Source organism: Cupriavidus sp. IDO (genome assembly GCF_000812465.1).
Taxonomy (GTDB): domain Bacteria; phylum Pseudomonadota; class Gammaproteobacteria; order Burkholderiales; family Burkholderiaceae; genus Cupriavidus.
Genome location: NZ_JWMA01000055.1, coordinates 92,838 through 108,236, shown reverse-complemented (window position 1 = coordinate 108,236; position 15,399 = coordinate 92,838). Strand labels below are relative to the sequence as shown.

Sequence of the window (15,399 nt, the reverse complement as noted above, 5' to 3'; positions counted from 1 at the left end):
CCCAAACAGGAGGAATCGTGAAGTCCATCAAATTCGCACTCGTCACACTCACCGCGGCTCTGACATTGACCGCTTGCAACGATGCGCAGGTCGCATCGCGCAATCTCTCGCAGGCCGCTGACAACTTCGAGATCAACCGCCGCGTCGTGTTCTACAACGGCATCACGGCTGACTACATGCTCAGCATCGAAGGGCTGTGCTCCCTCGATGCCGACAACGCCCGCAAGGTGTCCATCACCTGCAAGACGGGCCCCTCGACGTTCAAGAAGCACTACCTTGGCCTATCCGACAACGTGACCTACTTCATCGAGCAGTTGGAACCGGCCGGCGTCAGCACCTTCCACTACAAGGTGGTGTTCAAGCCATCGGTGATTTTGCCGGACATCGTCGTCAAGTGATTGCGGGGGGGAAATCGTGAGGGGCTGGCGGAATGCGAACGGACGAGGCCTGGCGGCACGAGTGCGAGGTGCGCTGGCCGGCGGAGCGGCCGGGGCAGGAGATCGCGGACTTCCTGCGCAAGGTGGAGAAGCATCGGGGCCGGCCGGCAGCGGAAAAGCTTCACTCCGACGTCCGCGCGGCCCGGAAGGTAGCCCGGGAAAGTACGGCAACCAGCGGATCGAACACGAAGGGATGACCTTCGACAGCAAACGCGAGTGGCAGCGATACCTCGAGCTTCGCACCCTCGAGCGGGCCGGCGAGATCGAATCCCTGCAGCGCCAAGTGGCATTCGAGCTGGCGCCTGCGGTGGTGATTCAAGGCCGGAAGCGCCCGGCGCTGCGGTACATCGCGGACTTCGTCTACCGGGAGAAGGGTGAGACCTGGGCAACGGTGGAAGACGTGAAGGGCAAGGTAACTGAGGGATACCGCATAAAGCGGCACCTGATGGCGGTACGGGGAATTCAGATCAAGGAGGTGCGGTGATGCTGGATCTGGACAAGCTCGAGCGCCAGGCAGTGGAGGGCAATTTGGACTGGCGCACCGCGCATGCACTCGTTTCCCATGCGCGCAAGCTGGAGTACGAGATTGCACGCCTGCGTAGCGCACAGCCCAACACTGGGGAGGTGTACGCATGGGAATCGACAACGGCTGCGTACATGAAGTACGTCACGGACGAGCGCTACCACAAGTTCTCAGCAGCTGTGCAGAAGTGGTATCAGCCGATCCGCTGCATGACAGGCCCGGTCATGCCTTCCGAACTGGATCTGGCCCTGACGGAGCAGGCAGCCCGCGCCGCCGGGTTTGAGGTTCGCCGGTACCGCGTCCGGGATTTGGAAGTGATCCATGTCCGGGAGCCTGGCGGTAGTTGGCGCCGCTATGACCCGCTGAACAACGACGGAGAGGCCTTCCGCCTGATGGTCAGTCTATGCCTGGCGGGGTTTGTGTACGGAATGGAATCGAAAGCGCACGGCGCGCCGGCTCTGCGGCGAGTAATCGTAGCCCGCGCCGCGGCGGAAGCCAGCATCACAATGGGAGAGGACTGATGCGCTGGACTGTGGAAGATGAGGGCAAGCTCCGCGAACTCTGGACAAGCGGGAAATCTTTCCGGGTCATCGGCGCCGAGCTTGATCGATCAGCCGAATCGGTCTACCGGAAGGGGAAGGACCTGGGTTTGGGCTCGAAGCCGTTTCAGGGCGAAACCTCCCCGACCTGGTTGCTGCTCACCCGGGTTTGTCAGGACCGCCGCGGGCGGACGGTACACGAGATGGCCCAGATTGCCGGGGCGAGCCGTCACACCATCGATGGCCTGATGCGAAACAAGGAAGCCGCCGGCGAGGCGCATGTGATGGGTTGGAAGAAGCGCGCCGGCTCGCCGATTCCCCTCTGGCTGCCGTTCCCCGGCAAGAGCAAGCCAAAGCCTGCGGCCATGACCAATACGGAGCGCTGCCGCGCGCGCAGGGCCAGGCTGAAGGAGGATGATCCGCTCGCCTACAAGGCCATGATCGATCGTAACACCCTCAATCGGGCCCGGCGTGTCGGTAGCGTGCGGAAGCAGCATTCGGTCGTGCGTGCTCTGTTTGGCATGGGAGTGCGGGCATGACGGCACGGGCGAAGGGCGGCGCGCTGGCCAGGCTGGCCGGCATGTGGTGTGGCAACCCGGAATTCCGTCGGATGGTGGCCAGCAGGACCGGCAAGCCGTGCGAGACATCTGACGACGCCAAGGCCTACATCCTGGAGCGGTGCGGAATCGACTCCCGGGTCCAGTTGGATCACGTACCAGCGGCCGAGGCCAAGTTTCACGCCAGCGTGCGCCTGCCGTGGGTGCGCTGGCAGCAGGGAGCGCGACGTTGATCCATCCGAGCTACATGTACCACCTGACGCCGGAGGAGGTTGCTATCCGGCGTCAGGAGGAGGCACTACGGGCGGATAGGGCGTGTGGGGGCTGCCTACACCGGTCGCCATTCGTGGATGCCACCGGGGAGCCGGCAAGGCAGTGCAAGTTCAAGAAGCGGGAATACGGGCGTAGGTGCGAGTTATTCGAACGGGGATAGGGATGACGCAAGACGAGAGCCAACAGATCGAGGAGCTGCTGCTCGCGTGGTACGCCTGGCAGGCATCGTGGGCCCCGGCGCTGGGAGCGGGGCGCGCGGATCCGGCCTGCCGGGATTTCCAGATCTCGAAACAGTGGCTCAGCCAGGACGAGCGTCGTGAGCTCGAGGAGCGCGCCGCCATCAAGCGTCAGTCCGAGCAGGTAGATGTGTGCGTGAGCGAGCTGGCGGACTGGCGCCACCGGGCGGCCATCCAGGTGAGCATGAAGAACAAGGCCTGTAAGGCCGAGGTGTTCCGGTCGGCACGGTTAGACGGCAAGGATCACGAGTACTACCAGGAGGCTAAGGCCGCTCTCCTGCCGATGTTACGGAAGCGCGGCCTGATTCGAACACAGGAGGCAGCTTGACCGAGAAGAACGAGAAGCAGGTAGAGCGCGAGGCGTTTGAAACTGAACTCACTTGGCGCGCGGATCCCATCCATTGGGATACCTGGCAGAAAGCATGCGCATGGCAACGAAGAGCCATGGCGCAGCAACCGCAAGACGAGGCGGCGGATACTAGCCGCGTCACGGTGGCCTATGACCTGTCTCCCGCCAATGTTGAGGGGAAAGTTCGTGACGGCCTGATTGCGATGGGATGGACTCCGCCGCCAGCCGCTCCCGTAGCGAAGGGGCTGACGCAGCAGATTATCGACATGCTCGAAGCCAGCGCCGCAGCATGGGACAACATGCTTGCAGACGAGCCCGATGAAGTCGTGCGCGACCGCATGCGGGCCAGGGCGAACGAAAACAGGGGCAACATCGAACGCATCCGCGCCATCCTCGCCCAAGCCGCCCCGAGCGCCAGCGCCGAGAAGTGTTTCAAGTGCGGACATGCTGCGCATGGCGATTCGTGCGTGAATGTCGCGCCGAACGCATCGCCTGAGCCAAAACTGGCGGTCTGGTATGGCTCGATGCCTGAGAGCAACGGCAATCGCAACTGGACAGCGATCCTGCACAACGGCGATGCGTGGGATGGGATCACACTTGACCGTTCCGAGTATCCCGACCGGGTTCGCTATGAGGCCGACCGCGCTCGATACCTGCTGGGTGAGTTGAAGGATAAGCCATGCATCTTGGACTATGACGCTGACAAGTGCGACGCGCCGGGCGCATCGCCTGCTGATCCTCGCATGGAGGCTTTAGCCGCCGCCGGAAGGCAGGTAGAGGAGTCCGCAGCCCGTCGCAAGGCGCGTGAGGCGAGGCTGGGCCTTTCTGGCGCATCGCCTGCCGCGCTGGCGGATGGTGAGATTCACCAGATGGAAGCCATGCGCGAGAAATGCCCGTGGGCCATCCAAACCGGAGAGCGAAACGCCTATATGTGTGGCTGGAGGGATAGGGCCAGTCTCGCCGCATCGCCTGCAGACCAGGTGGGAGAGGCGACCGCAGCCGCACGAGACGTGCTGGCCGAGCGCCGTCGCCAGGTCGAATCCGAAGGCTGGACGCCGGAGCATGACGACAAGTACATCCACGGTGATATGTCTAGCGCTGCAGGCTGCTATGCCACGCAGGGCCGCCACCATTACCCAACACCTGGCAATCCACCTCCGAACTGGCCGTGGGCCGCCGAGTGGTGGAAGCCGAAGGACTACCGCAGCAACCTGGTCCGCTCCGGCGCCCTGATCTTGGCAGAGATCGAGCGCTTGGACCGCGCCGCCATGAGCGCCAGCAAGGAGGGTGCGTGATGGGCTGGAGCCTCGGATATGACAGTAACTGGAGCCGGGACATTGGCTACGGCGTGCCTGCCATCTGCGACCACCCCGACTGCAACAAGAAGATCGACCGGGGCTTGGCGCATATCTGCGGCGGCGAGCCATACGGCGGGGAAAGCGGCTGCGGGCTCTACTTCTGCGCCAACCACCTTTATGTTGCGAAGGGGCCTATACGGTGTGCGCAATGCATGGATGGTCATAGTCCATTCATCGCCAAGCCAGACCACCCGGATTGGATTGTATGGAAGCTGGAGCACGCGAGCTGGCAGCAATGGCGCGACGAGAACCCAGCGGAAGTCGAGCGCATGAAATCCACGCTGGCCGCCATGAGCGCCACGCCACTGGCAGCCGAGACCATCAAGGAGCCGAAATAATGCCGACGGGCTACACAGCAGCCATTTCCAAGGGCATCCCTTTCAATGTCTTTGTCATGACCTGCGCACGCGCAATGGGCGCGCTGATCATGATGCGGGACGAACCTATCGACTCGCCTATCCCGGAACGCTTCGAGCCGTCTGATTTCTATACCAAGAAGGCGGAGGCGGCCCGCGCGGAAGTTCAGCGCTTGCGAGGCCTTTCAGATGCTGAGGCCGAGTGTGAGGCCGAAGCCGATCACCAGGCAATGTGCGCGCGGTATGCAGGGTATCGTCAGGAATCGGTGGATTTGCAGGCCAAATACGAAGCCATGCTCGAGCAGGTGCGCGAATGGCTGCCGCCAACACCTGACCATGAAGGATTCAAGGCATTCATGCTGGAGCAGCTTGAATCCTCCATCCGGTCCGACTGTGATGCTTCCTGCTGGCAAGACCCGGCCAAGCAGACGGGATGCGACTGGAGAGCGGCACAGATTGATTCCAATAGCAGGCTGGCGGAGCGCTCCGAGCAAATGCATCGAGAGGAAATCGAGCGCACCGAAGGTCGCAATGCATGGCTGAAGGCTCTCCGCGAGAGCCTGCCATCAACGGAAAACGAGTGCGCACTATCACATGCAGATCGCATGGCAAGCCGCCCGCGCCAGGCCCAGGCCGAGCCGGAGGGGTGGATTCCGGTGACTGAGCGGCTTCCCGAGGGTGACTGCGTCTTCACGCTGTGCTTCCGGGAAGGGCATACTTACGTAGATTGCTTCTACGACGGAAGCGATGGAGAAGAGCCTGCCTGGGAAGAGCAAATGCCATCGCACTGGATGCCGCTGCCAGCTGCTCCCGACGAATCCGACCTCAGCCCGCTGGCAAAGACGTATCCTCGTTACCAAGACTGAGAGGACGGAGATGGAACTGAACCTAGAACAGATCAAGGTGGCGGCGCTGGCGGTGACGCCGGGACGGTGGGAGGCATACGGAACCATCGTCCGGGATGTCGATGGCGGTGAGGATCAGTTGGCGCAAGGGCGTGACTTCGAGCACGCACGCTACATCGCTGCCGCCAACCCGGTCGTCGTGATCGAGCTCATCGAGCGGCTGGAGCGGGCCGAGGCGCGCGGCGACGCGGCGCTTGACATGGCCTTCAGGTATGGAGGGATAGACGGCGAACACCACAAGACTTGGGTCATCGACCAGATGTGTCGGGCGCTTCTCGGGGAGGGATATGATGCGTGGGTCGCAGAGGCCAAGGTTGGGGAGGATGGGCCAGAGACCAATGAGTGGGATGTCGGAGTCGCGCCGTGACGGAAATGATGAAAGCTGGCGAGTACCACCTGTTTTTTTGGGGCGAGATCAATAATGATGGTCTGGCGACGGCGAAGTTTGGCCCTGAGCGCAACTACTGGTTCGCGACGCCGGAAGATCGGGCAATCTTCAAGGCTGAAGTGTCGCTCTTTGCCAAAGCTGCCGGCCAGATCGTGTGCTTTAGTGAGAGCGATGGCCCATTGGCGATGAAGCGGACCATCGCAAAGATGACGCTCGTCTATGATGGCCAGCGTTACCCTTACGAGTACGACTTCGGGTACGGATACGAAGCCTACGGCGCAGAATATATGTTCTTCGATGGAAATTATGGCTGTGACTGCAATCTGAGCCTGTTTCTCCAGCGCGCATACCCAGACGCTGGGATACCCGAGTTGAAGTGTGGTGATGCGATTGAGGTCGATGACTTCGAGATTGAGTATCGGGATTGATGTGCCTCGATAGCAGTGTATTGCGTCGCCAATGGTGAGAGGAGATGGGTATGAGCGAAGTGAAAGCGAAGCCGCATAACACAGCCAGGCTTGCGCCAAACCTGTATTGCAAAGCCTGCGGCTGGCCGATCATCCACGTCTGCTGCAACGATGAGATGAGCGTGGAACCGTGGGGCACGGACTATTGGGGCTACTGTTCAAACAAGGGATGCAAGAACCACGAGGGCGAGGATTGGGGCCAGTGCGGGCTTGATTTCGCATTTCGGGATGACATGGCGCGGCCGGACGGGGAGAGGCGATGAAGGTATCTGAACTGGAAGGGGCGCTGCTGGACTATTGGGTAGCACGAGCGGAGGGGAATCTGACCCTCCAATCCACTGGGCCGGACGACGCAATCGTGGAGCAATATGGTGTCGGCGGCGAAATCGAAGGACGGTCGCCTCTGGCTAGCTGGGCGCCGTCGGAAAACTGGGACACGGGCGGCCCAATCATCGCGCGCGAGCGAATTGCACTTTGGGCATGCGACTCAGGATACAAGGCTGCTCACCCAGCCGTTGCAGATCACGGATACTACGACGTTGAACTGGGGGTCGTTGATGTTGGTGGCCTCGACGGCATGGAGGGCTCGACGCCACTGGTTGCCGCCATGCGCGCCTTCGTTGCCAGCAAGTTTGGCGACGAAGTGTCAGAAAAACCAAGCTTGTAAAACAAAAATCTCTTTGATATATTGACGACGTGGGGCGCGAGGTGCGCCCAAAGTAAGCCCGCTAGGTGAAAGCCAGCGGGCTTTTTGCATTGGAGCCCGCCATGTTCCTGCCGACCTACTGCTTCCTGCTGTGGGGTGTGGGCTCGCGCGCGGTGTCCGCCCAGCCTGGCACGCCAAGGAACAACCATGACCGTTCGCGCGAAATTCAAAGTGACCCGCCTCGCCCAAGTCGAGCACTGGGACAAAGCCAAGGGGCATATCCACGAAGTGGAGATGCAGCCGGTGACGTCAGGCTCGAAAGAGAACGAGGGCTTCTACGCAGCCACCCCCGGCGGCTCGATCAAGCTGATGACGATCAACGATGAGGCAGCCAAGCATTTCAAGCTGGGCGCCGAGATCTACATCGATTTCACGCCGGCGTAAGCCTGGTGGCATCTGGTTGGCTCCCCCATGCGAGCCGTCCCTCGTCTTCCCCGAAAGGTAACCATGGTAATCACTTACAGCTCCATCACCACCTGGTCTCGCGTCACCACCGCGCTTCGAGTGTTCGTTGTCACTGTCGCGGAAGCCGTGACCGACACGATCCGGTATTTCGTTTCCAAAGTCGTCGACTGGGCTCGTTCCGTCGTCGGCAAGCCGGCGCATCTGGCGCTCGCCGATACGCGGCCCATGGCAGGCCTGAACGCCCGCGAGACGTTCCATTTGCGCGCAGCCAAACGTGGACGCCCCGTGGTGATGCCACGTTGGCGCATGTGCGCATCGGTTTAAGTGTTACCGGGCTCCTTCAGGAGCCTCCTCAGCGAAGCGGAAGAGTGCCGGCGCGGCCGGGTGATCGGGCACCGAGCGTGCCAACGGCTTGTCCGTTTCGCTGAGGGTGAAGGGAGCAAGCTTCGCCGGACTGATCACCGGCATGCGCGAGATGAGCCCGCGCCATCCTCCCCCAATGTTCTGCTGGCGTAACGCTAAGCCTAGGTTCCCCGCTTAACGTTACGCCAGCGACACAGTTGTCTCCTCTCAGGCTTGCGCCTGGGTTTGTGCCTGCCGGCGGCGCCGAGCGGGCTTTTTTTATTTCCGCAATCTCGGTGCTGGCGGGTTTGTGGCGCTTCGCTCTTGCCTGGCGCGAATCCTCTTGAGGCGATCAGCGATATGGCAAAAACCGCGAAAACCGCAAAGACCGGGGCGTCCGAGGCGGCCAGGGAACCGGGCGTAACGCTCATTGGCGAGACCGTTCTGATGCGCTCGTCGCTCTGGCTGAATGGCCGGCGCACGGTGGCTGCCATCGTTACAGGCATCGAAGAGGAAAGTTTTGGTCTTGGTGGCGCGCTTGCGATCGTGTCCGTGACGGCATTCCCCCCAGGCTCGCCATCGCGCACGATGGGGGATGTCCCGTTGTACGCGACGGAGCCGGAGTCTGACGTGATCCCTGCCGCCTGGCCGAGGCCGTAGCATGCTCGACATCTCAGTGCGGTTCGACGTAAAGGCGCTGAACAAGCAGCTCGACGCACTGGCAGTAAAGCAACTGCCGTTCGCCACGGCACAGGCGATCAACGCCGTGGCGAAGAAACTGCAGGCAGCTGAGCGGGAGAACATGGCGAAGGTTTTGGACAAGCCGACGCCCTTCACGCTGAACTCTGTAAGCGTCAAGCTGGCCAACAAGAGCAGCCTGACGGCGATGGTGTATGTCAAGGACATCGCTGCGGCGTATCTGCTTCCATATGAGGCTGGTGGCCCGAACAAGCTGAACGCGCGCGCCCTGATCAAGCCGGTTGGCCAGAAGGTCAACCAGTACGGCAACCTGCCGCGCACGACGGTGAAGCGACTGGCCGCGAAGAAGAATGTCTTCATCGGGAAGGTCAAGACCAGCGCTGGTGAGGTGGACGGTGTGTGGCAGCGGTCCAAGGCGACGCGCGGCAAGAAGGCTGGCCTGAAGTTGCTGGTCAAGTTCCAGGACGCGCACGAGGCGAAGCAGCGGCTCGGGTATCAAGACCTGGCCCGCAAGGTGGTTGGCGCGTCGTTCAGGCGTGAGCTCGGCGCAGCGCTGGCGCGGGCGGTGGCTACGGCCAAGAGGTGACGCGATAGGCATGCGGCGGGTCCTTCCCCCTCCCTAATGCAGCGGGGGCAATTGCGCACCCCGATTTTCCCCCAGCTATGAACTTTGAAAGGTGTTCGCACCTGTTCGCACTTGTATGACAACCCCCATTTCCATCCGCGAGTTTGCGCGCCGCGAAGGATGCTCGGACACGCTGGTTCGGAGGGCTGTAAAGCAAGGCAGGCTGCGGCTTTCCGGGGAGAACGGGCTGGACGCTTCTCTCGTTGGAACGGCCTGGCGCGAGGCCAACGCGAAGGGTGCGAACACTGCGAACACCGGTGCGAACACCCCTGCGAACAGTTCGCAGCCTGTTCGCACTCCGGAGCCGGCGCGAACCGAAGCGCCGCTGAAGGTCGGCGACGACGAGGATCTGGCCGGCGCGGCTGATCGCCTGATCAAGTCGGGCGATGTCGATATGGTCGATTACGCGACCGCCCTTCAGAGGAAAGAGAATTACCTCGCGCTGCTTCGCCAGCTCGAGTACGAACAGAAGTCCGGTTCGCTTGTCGATCTTGAAACCGCAACTGCAATCCTCTTCGAGGAGTTCCGGGCACAGCGTGACGCATGGCTGAACTGGCCGACACGGGTCGGGCCGATCCTGGCTGCCGACCTGGGCGTTGAGGCCGATCGGGTAACTGAGGCCCTTACAGCGCATGTCCATAAGCAAATCGCCCAACTCGGCGAGCCGGAGGCCAATTTCTCGGAGCGAGAAGGTTGATTGGCTCCGCGCGTCTGTGCGCAAGGCATGGACGCCGCCGCCCCGTATCAGTGTGCCCGAGTGGGCGGACCGGTACCGGAAGCTGGCCAAGGAAGCCGGGAGTACATCTGGCAACTGGTCGACAGCGACGGTCGAGATCGCGCGCGGGCCGATGCTTGCAGTTACCGAGCCTGGCGTGCACGTGATCACCACAATGGTGAGCACCCAGCTGCTGAAGACAGCATTGCTCGAGAATGTGTTCGGGTACTTCGCGCACCTGGATCCATGCCCGATTCTGCTGCTGCAGCCGAAAGAGGATGCGGCGGAGCAATTCAGTAAGGAGCGGATCAGCCCGCTCATCCGGGTTACGCCAGCCTTGCGTGATCTGGTCGGTACCAGCAAGACGCGCAACGCAGACGAAACCCTGCTGTTCAAGGCGTTCCCCGGCGGCTTTCTGGCGCTGGCCGGCGCTGGCAGCCCGGACAACCTTGCGCGACGGCCGGTGCGGGTGATCCTGGCGGATGAGGTCGACAAGTACCCGGTGACGCGCGAAGGCGAGCCGATTGCGCTGGCCGAAGAACGTACCGCGACGTTTGGCGTCAACTGGCTGTCGATTCGGGCGTGCTCACCCACGGTCGAGGATGAAAGCCGCATCGAGGCCAGCTATAAGGAGTCGGACCAGCGGCGCGCATCCATGACGTGCCCCCACTGCGGTCACCGGATGTTTCCGGACTTCTTCAAGCACGTTGAATGGGAAAAGCGTCGCGACGAAAGCGGTAACGTCGTCGAGCATTTCCCGAAGACGGCTCGTATCTCCTGCGAGTCGTGCGGCCAGATCTGGTCGGAAGGTGACCGGCTTCGCGCGCTACAGACGGCGCGTTGGCATCAGACGCGGCCATTCGAGTGCTGCGGCGCTCGGCATGTTCCACTGGATGCATACGAGCGCGCATGGCGCGGTCCGGAAGACTCGCGCAAGTCAACCACCGACGCAGCAATAGCCGTGGTGTGGGACTGGTGGGAGAGTGACCGCCATGCGGTCTATCGCGCCAAATGCCCTGAATGCGGCGAATGGAAGGTCGACAACGAGCATGCTGGGTTCCAGGCCAGCAAGATGTTCAGCCCCTGGCAGAAGGACAAGCCTTCTGACATTGCCGCGAAGTGGCTAGCCGCGGGCGCGGACGAAGAGAAGAAGCAGACCTGGTGGAATACGCAGGCCGGGCTGCCTTATCGCCCGAACTCGGGTAAGGCGTTGCGCCTCGAGGCGCTCGTTGCGCGCGGCGAGGTTTGGGCGGCCGAGGTGCCGGATGGCGTTGCAGTGATCACCGTCGGCGTCGACACTCAGGGCGATCGCTTCGAATGCGAAGTTGTCGGTTGGGGTCGCAACGAGGAAAGCTGGTCGATCGATTACGAGGTGATCGAGGGCGATATGGAAACGCCCGATCCATGGGGCCGGCTGGATGACTACCTGAAGCGTATCTGGTATCGCGCCGATGGCCGCGGGTTCGAAGTAATGGCGGTGTGCCATGACTCGGGCGGCAATCACACCCAGAAAGTCTATGACTTCTCGAAGGCGCGGCTCGGCCGGAAGGTCTGGGCGATCAAGGGCGAGTCGGCTGTCAGCGGCAAGCGCAACCCGGTCTGGCCCATCAAGAAACCAACCCGGAAGACCAAAGCATCGTTCCGCCCGGTGATCCTCGGCGTGAACGCGGCGAAGGACACGATCCGCAATCGACTGCACCTTGAGGAGCACGGCCCCGGCTTCATGCACTTTCCGAGCGATCGGGACATCGGGTATTTCGAGCAACTGACGTCTGAGCGCTCGGTCGTGAAAGTCACGAATGGCCATAAGTACCGGGTCTGGGAGTTGCCGTCTGGGCGCGCAAACGAGGCGCTCGACTGCCGTGTGTATGCCTATGCTGCGCTGTGTGGTCTAACTCATCTTGGGTTGAAGCTGAACCGGCGGGCCGATCTCGTCGCTATGCCGCTCGACTATGACGCCGTTCAGCAGGTTTGGGCGCCTAGGCAGCCCGCTGAGCAATCCCCAGAACAGGCGCCGACGACGCCAGAAGCAAAGCCCGTCAGGAAGAAACTGACGGATCGCCTCGCATAGGAACGGAAATGGCCATCACTGACGGAATGAGTACCGCCGACATGCAATCGAGGTTGGCCGCGCTGCAGGCGGCCTACTTCGATCTGTCGGCCGGCGCGAAGATCGTGACCGGCACCTACAGCCAAGGCGACGGGACGAAGTCGGTCACATATCAGCAGAGCGACATTGCACAGATTCAACGAAGCATCCTGATGCTCCAAAAAGCATTGGGCCTCATCTCCTGCTATCCGCGCGCGCGAAGGATTCTCTTCTAAATGTCACTCATCGTCGATTCTTCCGGCAAGCCCTTCGGGGATCTGCCGGCCGGCGGTCGTGCGCGCGCTGATACTGGGTTGGGGGGTACGGTGCTCTCCGTGCCGCCGTACTCAAATGCCTATCCCTATGAGGCGTCGAGCAACCAGACGCCCGAGATGGGGAACTGGCAGCCCTGGATTCGCTCGCCGGATTCGGAAATCAACGTGTACCGCGACCAGATGGTTGCGCGTCACAGGGATCTGGCTCGCAACGACGGCTGGGCCAGCGGTGGCATCACCCGCATCCTGGACAACACGGTTGGCGCACACCTACGGTTGTCCGCGAACCCCGACTATCTGGCCCTTTCGATGTACGCGAAAGGGTTCGATGCGACGTGGGCGGACGAATTCCGCCGCGCTGTCGAGGCACTTTGGCGTGGCTATTCGGAAGACCTTGGCCATTACAACGACGTCACGCGCGAGCTGACGATCTCGCAAATGCTTCGCCTTGGCCTGAGGCACAAGCTGGTCGATGGCGATAGCTTGGTCGTCTCGTACTGGAAGCCAGAGCGCATCGGCCGCGGTGCGGCGAAGTATGCGACGGCGTTCCTGCTTGTCGATCCTGACCGCCTGTCGAACCCGTATCAGATGATGGATACGCGGAACCTGCGCGGCGGCGTGGAGATTGACGATGACGGCGTGCCGATTGCTTATCACATCCGCAAGGCCGAGCAGAACGACTGGTACAACGCCGTCGAGTCGATGGTATGGGAGCGCATCGAGCGCGAAGATCCGGACGGCTGGCGGCGCGTGATCCACGACTTCGAGCGCGACCGCGCCGGCCAGCACCGCGGCATCGGCGTATTCACCCCGGTTCTCAAGCACGCGAAGATGCTTGCGCGGTACTACGGCGTGGAGCTGCAGGCTGCCACGGTGGCCACGATCTTTGGCACGTACGTGACGAGTCCGTTCGACCCGGCAATGATCGAATCCGCCATGGACTCGGACGGCGGGGAGCTTGGTTTCTACCAGGATCTTCGCGCCGACTGGGCGAGAGAGCGGCCGGCGATGCTGAACAACGTCCGCGTGCCGACCCTGGCGCCTGGCGAGGAGATCAAGCAGGTCGCCGCGGCGCACCCGCACAGCGGTTTCGGTGAGTTCGCTCACGAAATGCTGCGCTCGCTCGCGGCTGCCCTGGGCGTTTCTGCCGAACAGATCACGCAGGACTGGTCGAAGACGAACTATTCGAGCGCCCGGGCGGCCTTGCTTGAGAGCTGGAAGACGCTGTCCCGGCGGAACACCGAGTTCAAGGTCGGAACCGCGACGCCCATGTATGCCACCTGGCTGCAGGAAGTGATGGAGCGCGGTGACTTGGACGAGGTGCTTCCGCGCAATTCCCCTGACTTTGTTGAAGCCGCAACGGCGTACGCGCGCTGCGACTGGCTTGGCGTGGCCCGGGGCTGGGTCGATCCAGTGAAGGAAAAGCAGGGCGCGATTCTCGGGCTTGATGGCGGTCTGTCTACCCTGAAGCGCGAGTGCGCGGAGCAGGGCCTTGATTGGGAAGAGGTATTGCACCAGCGCTCGATCGAGGTTGCCGAGTTCAAGCGCCTTGGCTTGCCGCCACCGAAATGGTTTGGCGATGCCGCAGCTGAAGCATCCGGGCCGGAAGAGGAGCCCCAACCGCAATGAAGAACTATCCATTTGCCGCGGCGCGGATCTTCGATGTGCCGGTAGCGATTCACCCGCTGAAAGGCCAGGTTATCGCGAAGGCTCTTGCTAGCCGCTTCGGTATCGGTGAAATCTCGTTTGCCGGCGACGCGCCGGTTATCGTCAAGCCCATGGCCTGGGACGAATCGGACGACGGCGATAGCGAGGCCTACGAGGAAACTCCCTACGATCTGAGCCAAGGTGTCGCAATCATCGACGTCTCCGGGACGCTGGTCCAAAAGAGCAGCAACCTGCGGCCATACTCGGGGATGCTCGGATACAACGCGATCCGCCATAACTTCCTCGCGGCACTGAATGATGATGAGGTCAAGGCCATCGTCCTGTCAGTGGACTCACCAGGTGGCGAGGTAGCGGGCTGCTTTGACCTGGCCGACCTGATCTACAACTCGCGGAGCATCAAGCCGACACTGGCAATCCTGAGTGAATGCGCGTACAGCGCGGCATATGCTTTGGCCAGCGCATGCGAGCAGATCACCGTTCCGCGAACAGGCGGTACGGGCTCGGTCGGCGTGATCTGCATGCACCTCGATCAGAGCAAGGCTATCGACAAGGCCGGTCTGGCTGTGACGATCATCAAGTACGGCGACCGCAAGGCAGACGGAAACCAGTTCACCCCTCTGTCGAAGGAGGCTCTGGAGCGATTCCAGGCTGACGTCGACGAGATGGGCGAGCTATTTGTCGCTACCGTCGCCCGCAATCGCGGCCTATCTGTCGATGTTGTCCGCGACACGCAGGCCACAACGTTTCTCGGCGCCGCCGGCGTCGAGATCGGCTTCGCCGACGCCGTGATGGCGCCGGACGAGGCGTTTCGATCCCTGCTCGCTGAGCTGGGCTGACACTCCCCACCCAAGAGGTTCCAAATATGAGTATTCGCACCCTCGCGGCGCGCGGGCTCTCGTTCGCCCATCTCGCCGGTTTGTCCGCAAAGGCCAAGGCCGAGGACGACGAAGAGAAGAAGGACGCCAAGGCCGAAGACGAGGAAGAAGAGAAGGAAAAGGCCAAGGCCGAGTCGGAAGACGACAAGAAGGAAGACGGCAAGTCTGCCAAGGCCGAGGACGACGAGGACGACAAGAAAAAGGCCGAGGAAGAGGACGAGAAGAAGGACGCCAAGGCCGAAGAGGACGAGGACAGCGACCCGGACGCTGAAGACGATGACGGCGAAATGCGCGGCAAGAGCGCAGCCGCGCGCGCCCGTCGCCGTGAGCAGGCTCGTTGCGCCGCGATCTTTGCCTCGAAGGCCGCCGCACGCAATCCGGTCCTGGCCGCCAACCTGGCATTCAAGACGCGCATGACGCGCGCCGAGGCGATCGCCACGCTGGAAGGCACGCCGGCCGCCGCTGGAAACTCGGATCGCGCCGCTCGCAACCCGGGTATCGGCGTCAGCGCGGCCAAGCAATCGCCTCAGCAGGCCATGGCGGCGCGCTGGGACGCAAACCTGAAGGCCGCCAATCCTTCCCGCCGCTAAACACTTTCGTCCGAAAGGAACT

At 62.2% G+C, this 15,399-nt stretch carries 23 protein-coding genes and 1 pseudogene; all 24 read left to right on the top strand.

All coding sequences use genetic code 11. From position 1 onward, the window contains the following. Positions 1 to 14 precede the first annotated feature (14 nt). Positions 15 to 398, top strand: coding sequence for a beta-sandwich lipoprotein (locus RM96_RS17945; RefSeq protein WP_443112259.1), 384 nt, complete (start codon positions 15 to 17; stop codon positions 396 to 398). Positions 399 to 430: 32 nt separating this feature from the next. Further along, positions 431 to 634: a DUF7696 family protein gene (locus tag RM96_RS40865; protein ID WP_052279570.1), complete on the top strand. Its 204-nt coding sequence runs from the start codon at positions 431 to 433 to the stop codon at positions 632 to 634. Further along, positions 610 to 921: pseudogene (locus tag RM96_RS40860) on the top strand (DUF1064 domain-containing protein); the annotation flags it as partial. The gene RM96_RS40865 and the pseudogene RM96_RS40860, both read left to right, overlap by 25 nt. Further along, positions 921 to 1,481 (top strand): hypothetical protein, encoded by a 561-nt coding sequence (locus tag RM96_RS36350; RefSeq protein ID WP_052279568.1) that lies wholly within the window; start codon positions 921 to 923, stop codon positions 1,479 to 1,481. The pseudogene RM96_RS40860 and the gene RM96_RS36350, both read left to right, overlap by 1 nt. Continuing rightward, positions 1,481 to 2,038 carry a hypothetical protein gene (locus RM96_RS17930; protein WP_039012479.1) on the top strand — a complete coding sequence of 186 codons (558 nt, stop codon included), beginning with the start codon at positions 1,481 to 1,483 and terminating at the stop codon, positions 2,036 to 2,038. Before RM96_RS36350 ends, RM96_RS17930 begins: the two co-directional genes overlap by 1 nt. Further along, positions 2,035 to 2,289, top strand: a complete 255-nt coding sequence (locus tag RM96_RS17925) for a hypothetical protein (protein WP_039012478.1) — start codon at positions 2,035 to 2,037, stop codon at positions 2,287 to 2,289. The genes RM96_RS17930 and RM96_RS17925 overlap by 4 nt, the downstream gene beginning before the upstream one ends. 202 nt (positions 2,290 to 2,491) lie before the next feature. After that, positions 2,492 to 2,893, top strand: a complete 402-nt coding sequence (locus RM96_RS17915; RefSeq protein ID WP_039012475.1) for a hypothetical protein — start codon at positions 2,492 to 2,494, stop codon at positions 2,891 to 2,893. After that, the gene (locus tag RM96_RS36345) at positions 2,890 to 4,209 is read left to right on the top strand and encodes a hypothetical protein (protein ID WP_052279567.1); all 1,320 of its coding nucleotides are present in this window, start codon (positions 2,890 to 2,892) and stop codon (positions 4,207 to 4,209) included. The genes RM96_RS17915 and RM96_RS36345 overlap by 4 nt, the downstream gene beginning before the upstream one ends. Beyond that, positions 4,209 to 4,610 carry a hypothetical protein gene (locus RM96_RS17905; protein WP_039012474.1) on the top strand — a complete coding sequence of 134 codons (402 nt, stop codon included), beginning with the start codon at positions 4,209 to 4,211 and terminating at the stop codon, positions 4,608 to 4,610. Before RM96_RS36345 ends, RM96_RS17905 begins: the two co-directional genes overlap by 1 nt. Continuing rightward, on the top strand, positions 4,610 to 5,494 hold the full coding sequence (locus RM96_RS17900) for a DUF551 domain-containing protein (RefSeq protein ID WP_039012473.1): 885 nt from the start codon (positions 4,610 to 4,612) through the stop codon (positions 5,492 to 5,494). Before RM96_RS17905 ends, RM96_RS17900 begins: the two co-directional genes overlap by 1 nt. Positions 5,495 to 5,504: 10 nt before the next feature. After that, positions 5,505 to 5,900 carry a hypothetical protein gene (locus RM96_RS36340; RefSeq protein WP_052279566.1) on the top strand — a complete coding sequence of 132 codons (396 nt, stop codon included), beginning with the start codon at positions 5,505 to 5,507 and terminating at the stop codon, positions 5,898 to 5,900. Further along, the gene (locus tag RM96_RS17890) at positions 5,897 to 6,349 is read left to right on the top strand and encodes a hypothetical protein (RefSeq protein WP_039012471.1); all 453 of its coding nucleotides are present in this window, start codon (positions 5,897 to 5,899) and stop codon (positions 6,347 to 6,349) included. Before RM96_RS36340 ends, RM96_RS17890 begins: the two co-directional genes overlap by 4 nt. Before the next feature lie 50 nt (positions 6,350 to 6,399). After that, the gene (locus RM96_RS17885; protein ID WP_039012470.1) at positions 6,400 to 6,651 is read left to right on the top strand and encodes a hypothetical protein; all 252 of its coding nucleotides are present in this window, start codon (positions 6,400 to 6,402) and stop codon (positions 6,649 to 6,651) included. Then, a complete protein-coding gene (locus RM96_RS17880; protein ID WP_039012469.1) occupies positions 6,648 to 7,055 on the top strand; it encodes a phage protein NinX family protein in 408 nt (135 codons plus the stop codon). Before RM96_RS17885 ends, RM96_RS17880 begins: the two co-directional genes overlap by 4 nt. 186 nt (positions 7,056 to 7,241) lie before the next feature. Continuing rightward, positions 7,242 to 7,478, top strand: coding sequence for a hypothetical protein (locus RM96_RS17875; protein WP_039012468.1), 237 nt, complete (start codon positions 7,242 to 7,244; stop codon positions 7,476 to 7,478). A gap of 63 nt (positions 7,479 to 7,541) precedes the next feature. Beyond that, positions 7,542 to 7,823: a hypothetical protein gene (locus RM96_RS17870; RefSeq protein WP_039012466.1), complete on the top strand. Its 282-nt coding sequence runs from the start codon at positions 7,542 to 7,544 to the stop codon at positions 7,821 to 7,823. A 378-nt stretch (positions 7,824 to 8,201) separates the two neighbouring features. Beyond that, on the top strand, positions 8,202 to 8,501 hold the full coding sequence (locus RM96_RS17865) for a hypothetical protein (RefSeq protein WP_039012465.1): 300 nt from the start codon (positions 8,202 to 8,204) through the stop codon (positions 8,499 to 8,501). 1 nt (position 8,502) lies between these two features. Beyond that, on the top strand, positions 8,503 to 9,126 hold the full coding sequence (locus tag RM96_RS17860) for a hypothetical protein (protein ID WP_039012463.1): 624 nt from the start codon (positions 8,503 to 8,505) through the stop codon (positions 9,124 to 9,126). A gap of 115 nt (positions 9,127 to 9,241) precedes the next feature. After that, positions 9,242 to 9,862 carry a hypothetical protein gene (locus RM96_RS17855; RefSeq protein WP_039012462.1) on the top strand — a complete coding sequence of 207 codons (621 nt, stop codon included), beginning with the start codon at positions 9,242 to 9,244 and terminating at the stop codon, positions 9,860 to 9,862. Beyond that, positions 9,798 to 11,951 (top strand): phage terminase large subunit family protein, encoded by a 2,154-nt coding sequence (locus RM96_RS17850; RefSeq protein WP_338011417.1) that lies wholly within the window; start codon positions 9,798 to 9,800, stop codon positions 11,949 to 11,951. The genes RM96_RS17855 and RM96_RS17850 overlap by 65 nt, the downstream gene beginning before the upstream one ends. A gap of 8 nt (positions 11,952 to 11,959) precedes the next feature. Beyond that, positions 11,960 to 12,205, top strand: a complete 246-nt coding sequence (gene gpW, locus RM96_RS17845; protein WP_039012461.1) for a gpW family head-tail joining protein — start codon at positions 11,960 to 11,962, stop codon at positions 12,203 to 12,205. After that, complete coding sequence (locus RM96_RS17840) at positions 12,206 to 13,873, top strand: phage portal protein (RefSeq protein WP_039012459.1); 1,668 nt, start codon at positions 12,206 to 12,208, stop codon at positions 13,871 to 13,873. Continuing rightward, positions 13,870 to 14,748, top strand: coding sequence for a S49 family peptidase (locus RM96_RS17835; protein ID WP_039012458.1), 879 nt, complete (start codon positions 13,870 to 13,872; stop codon positions 14,746 to 14,748). Before RM96_RS17840 ends, RM96_RS17835 begins: the two co-directional genes overlap by 4 nt. A 26-nt stretch (positions 14,749 to 14,774) precedes the next feature. Continuing rightward, complete coding sequence (locus tag RM96_RS17830; RefSeq protein ID WP_052279565.1) at positions 14,775 to 15,377, top strand: hypothetical protein; 603 nt, start codon at positions 14,775 to 14,777, stop codon at positions 15,375 to 15,377. Positions 15,378 to 15,399: the final 22 nt, after the last annotated feature.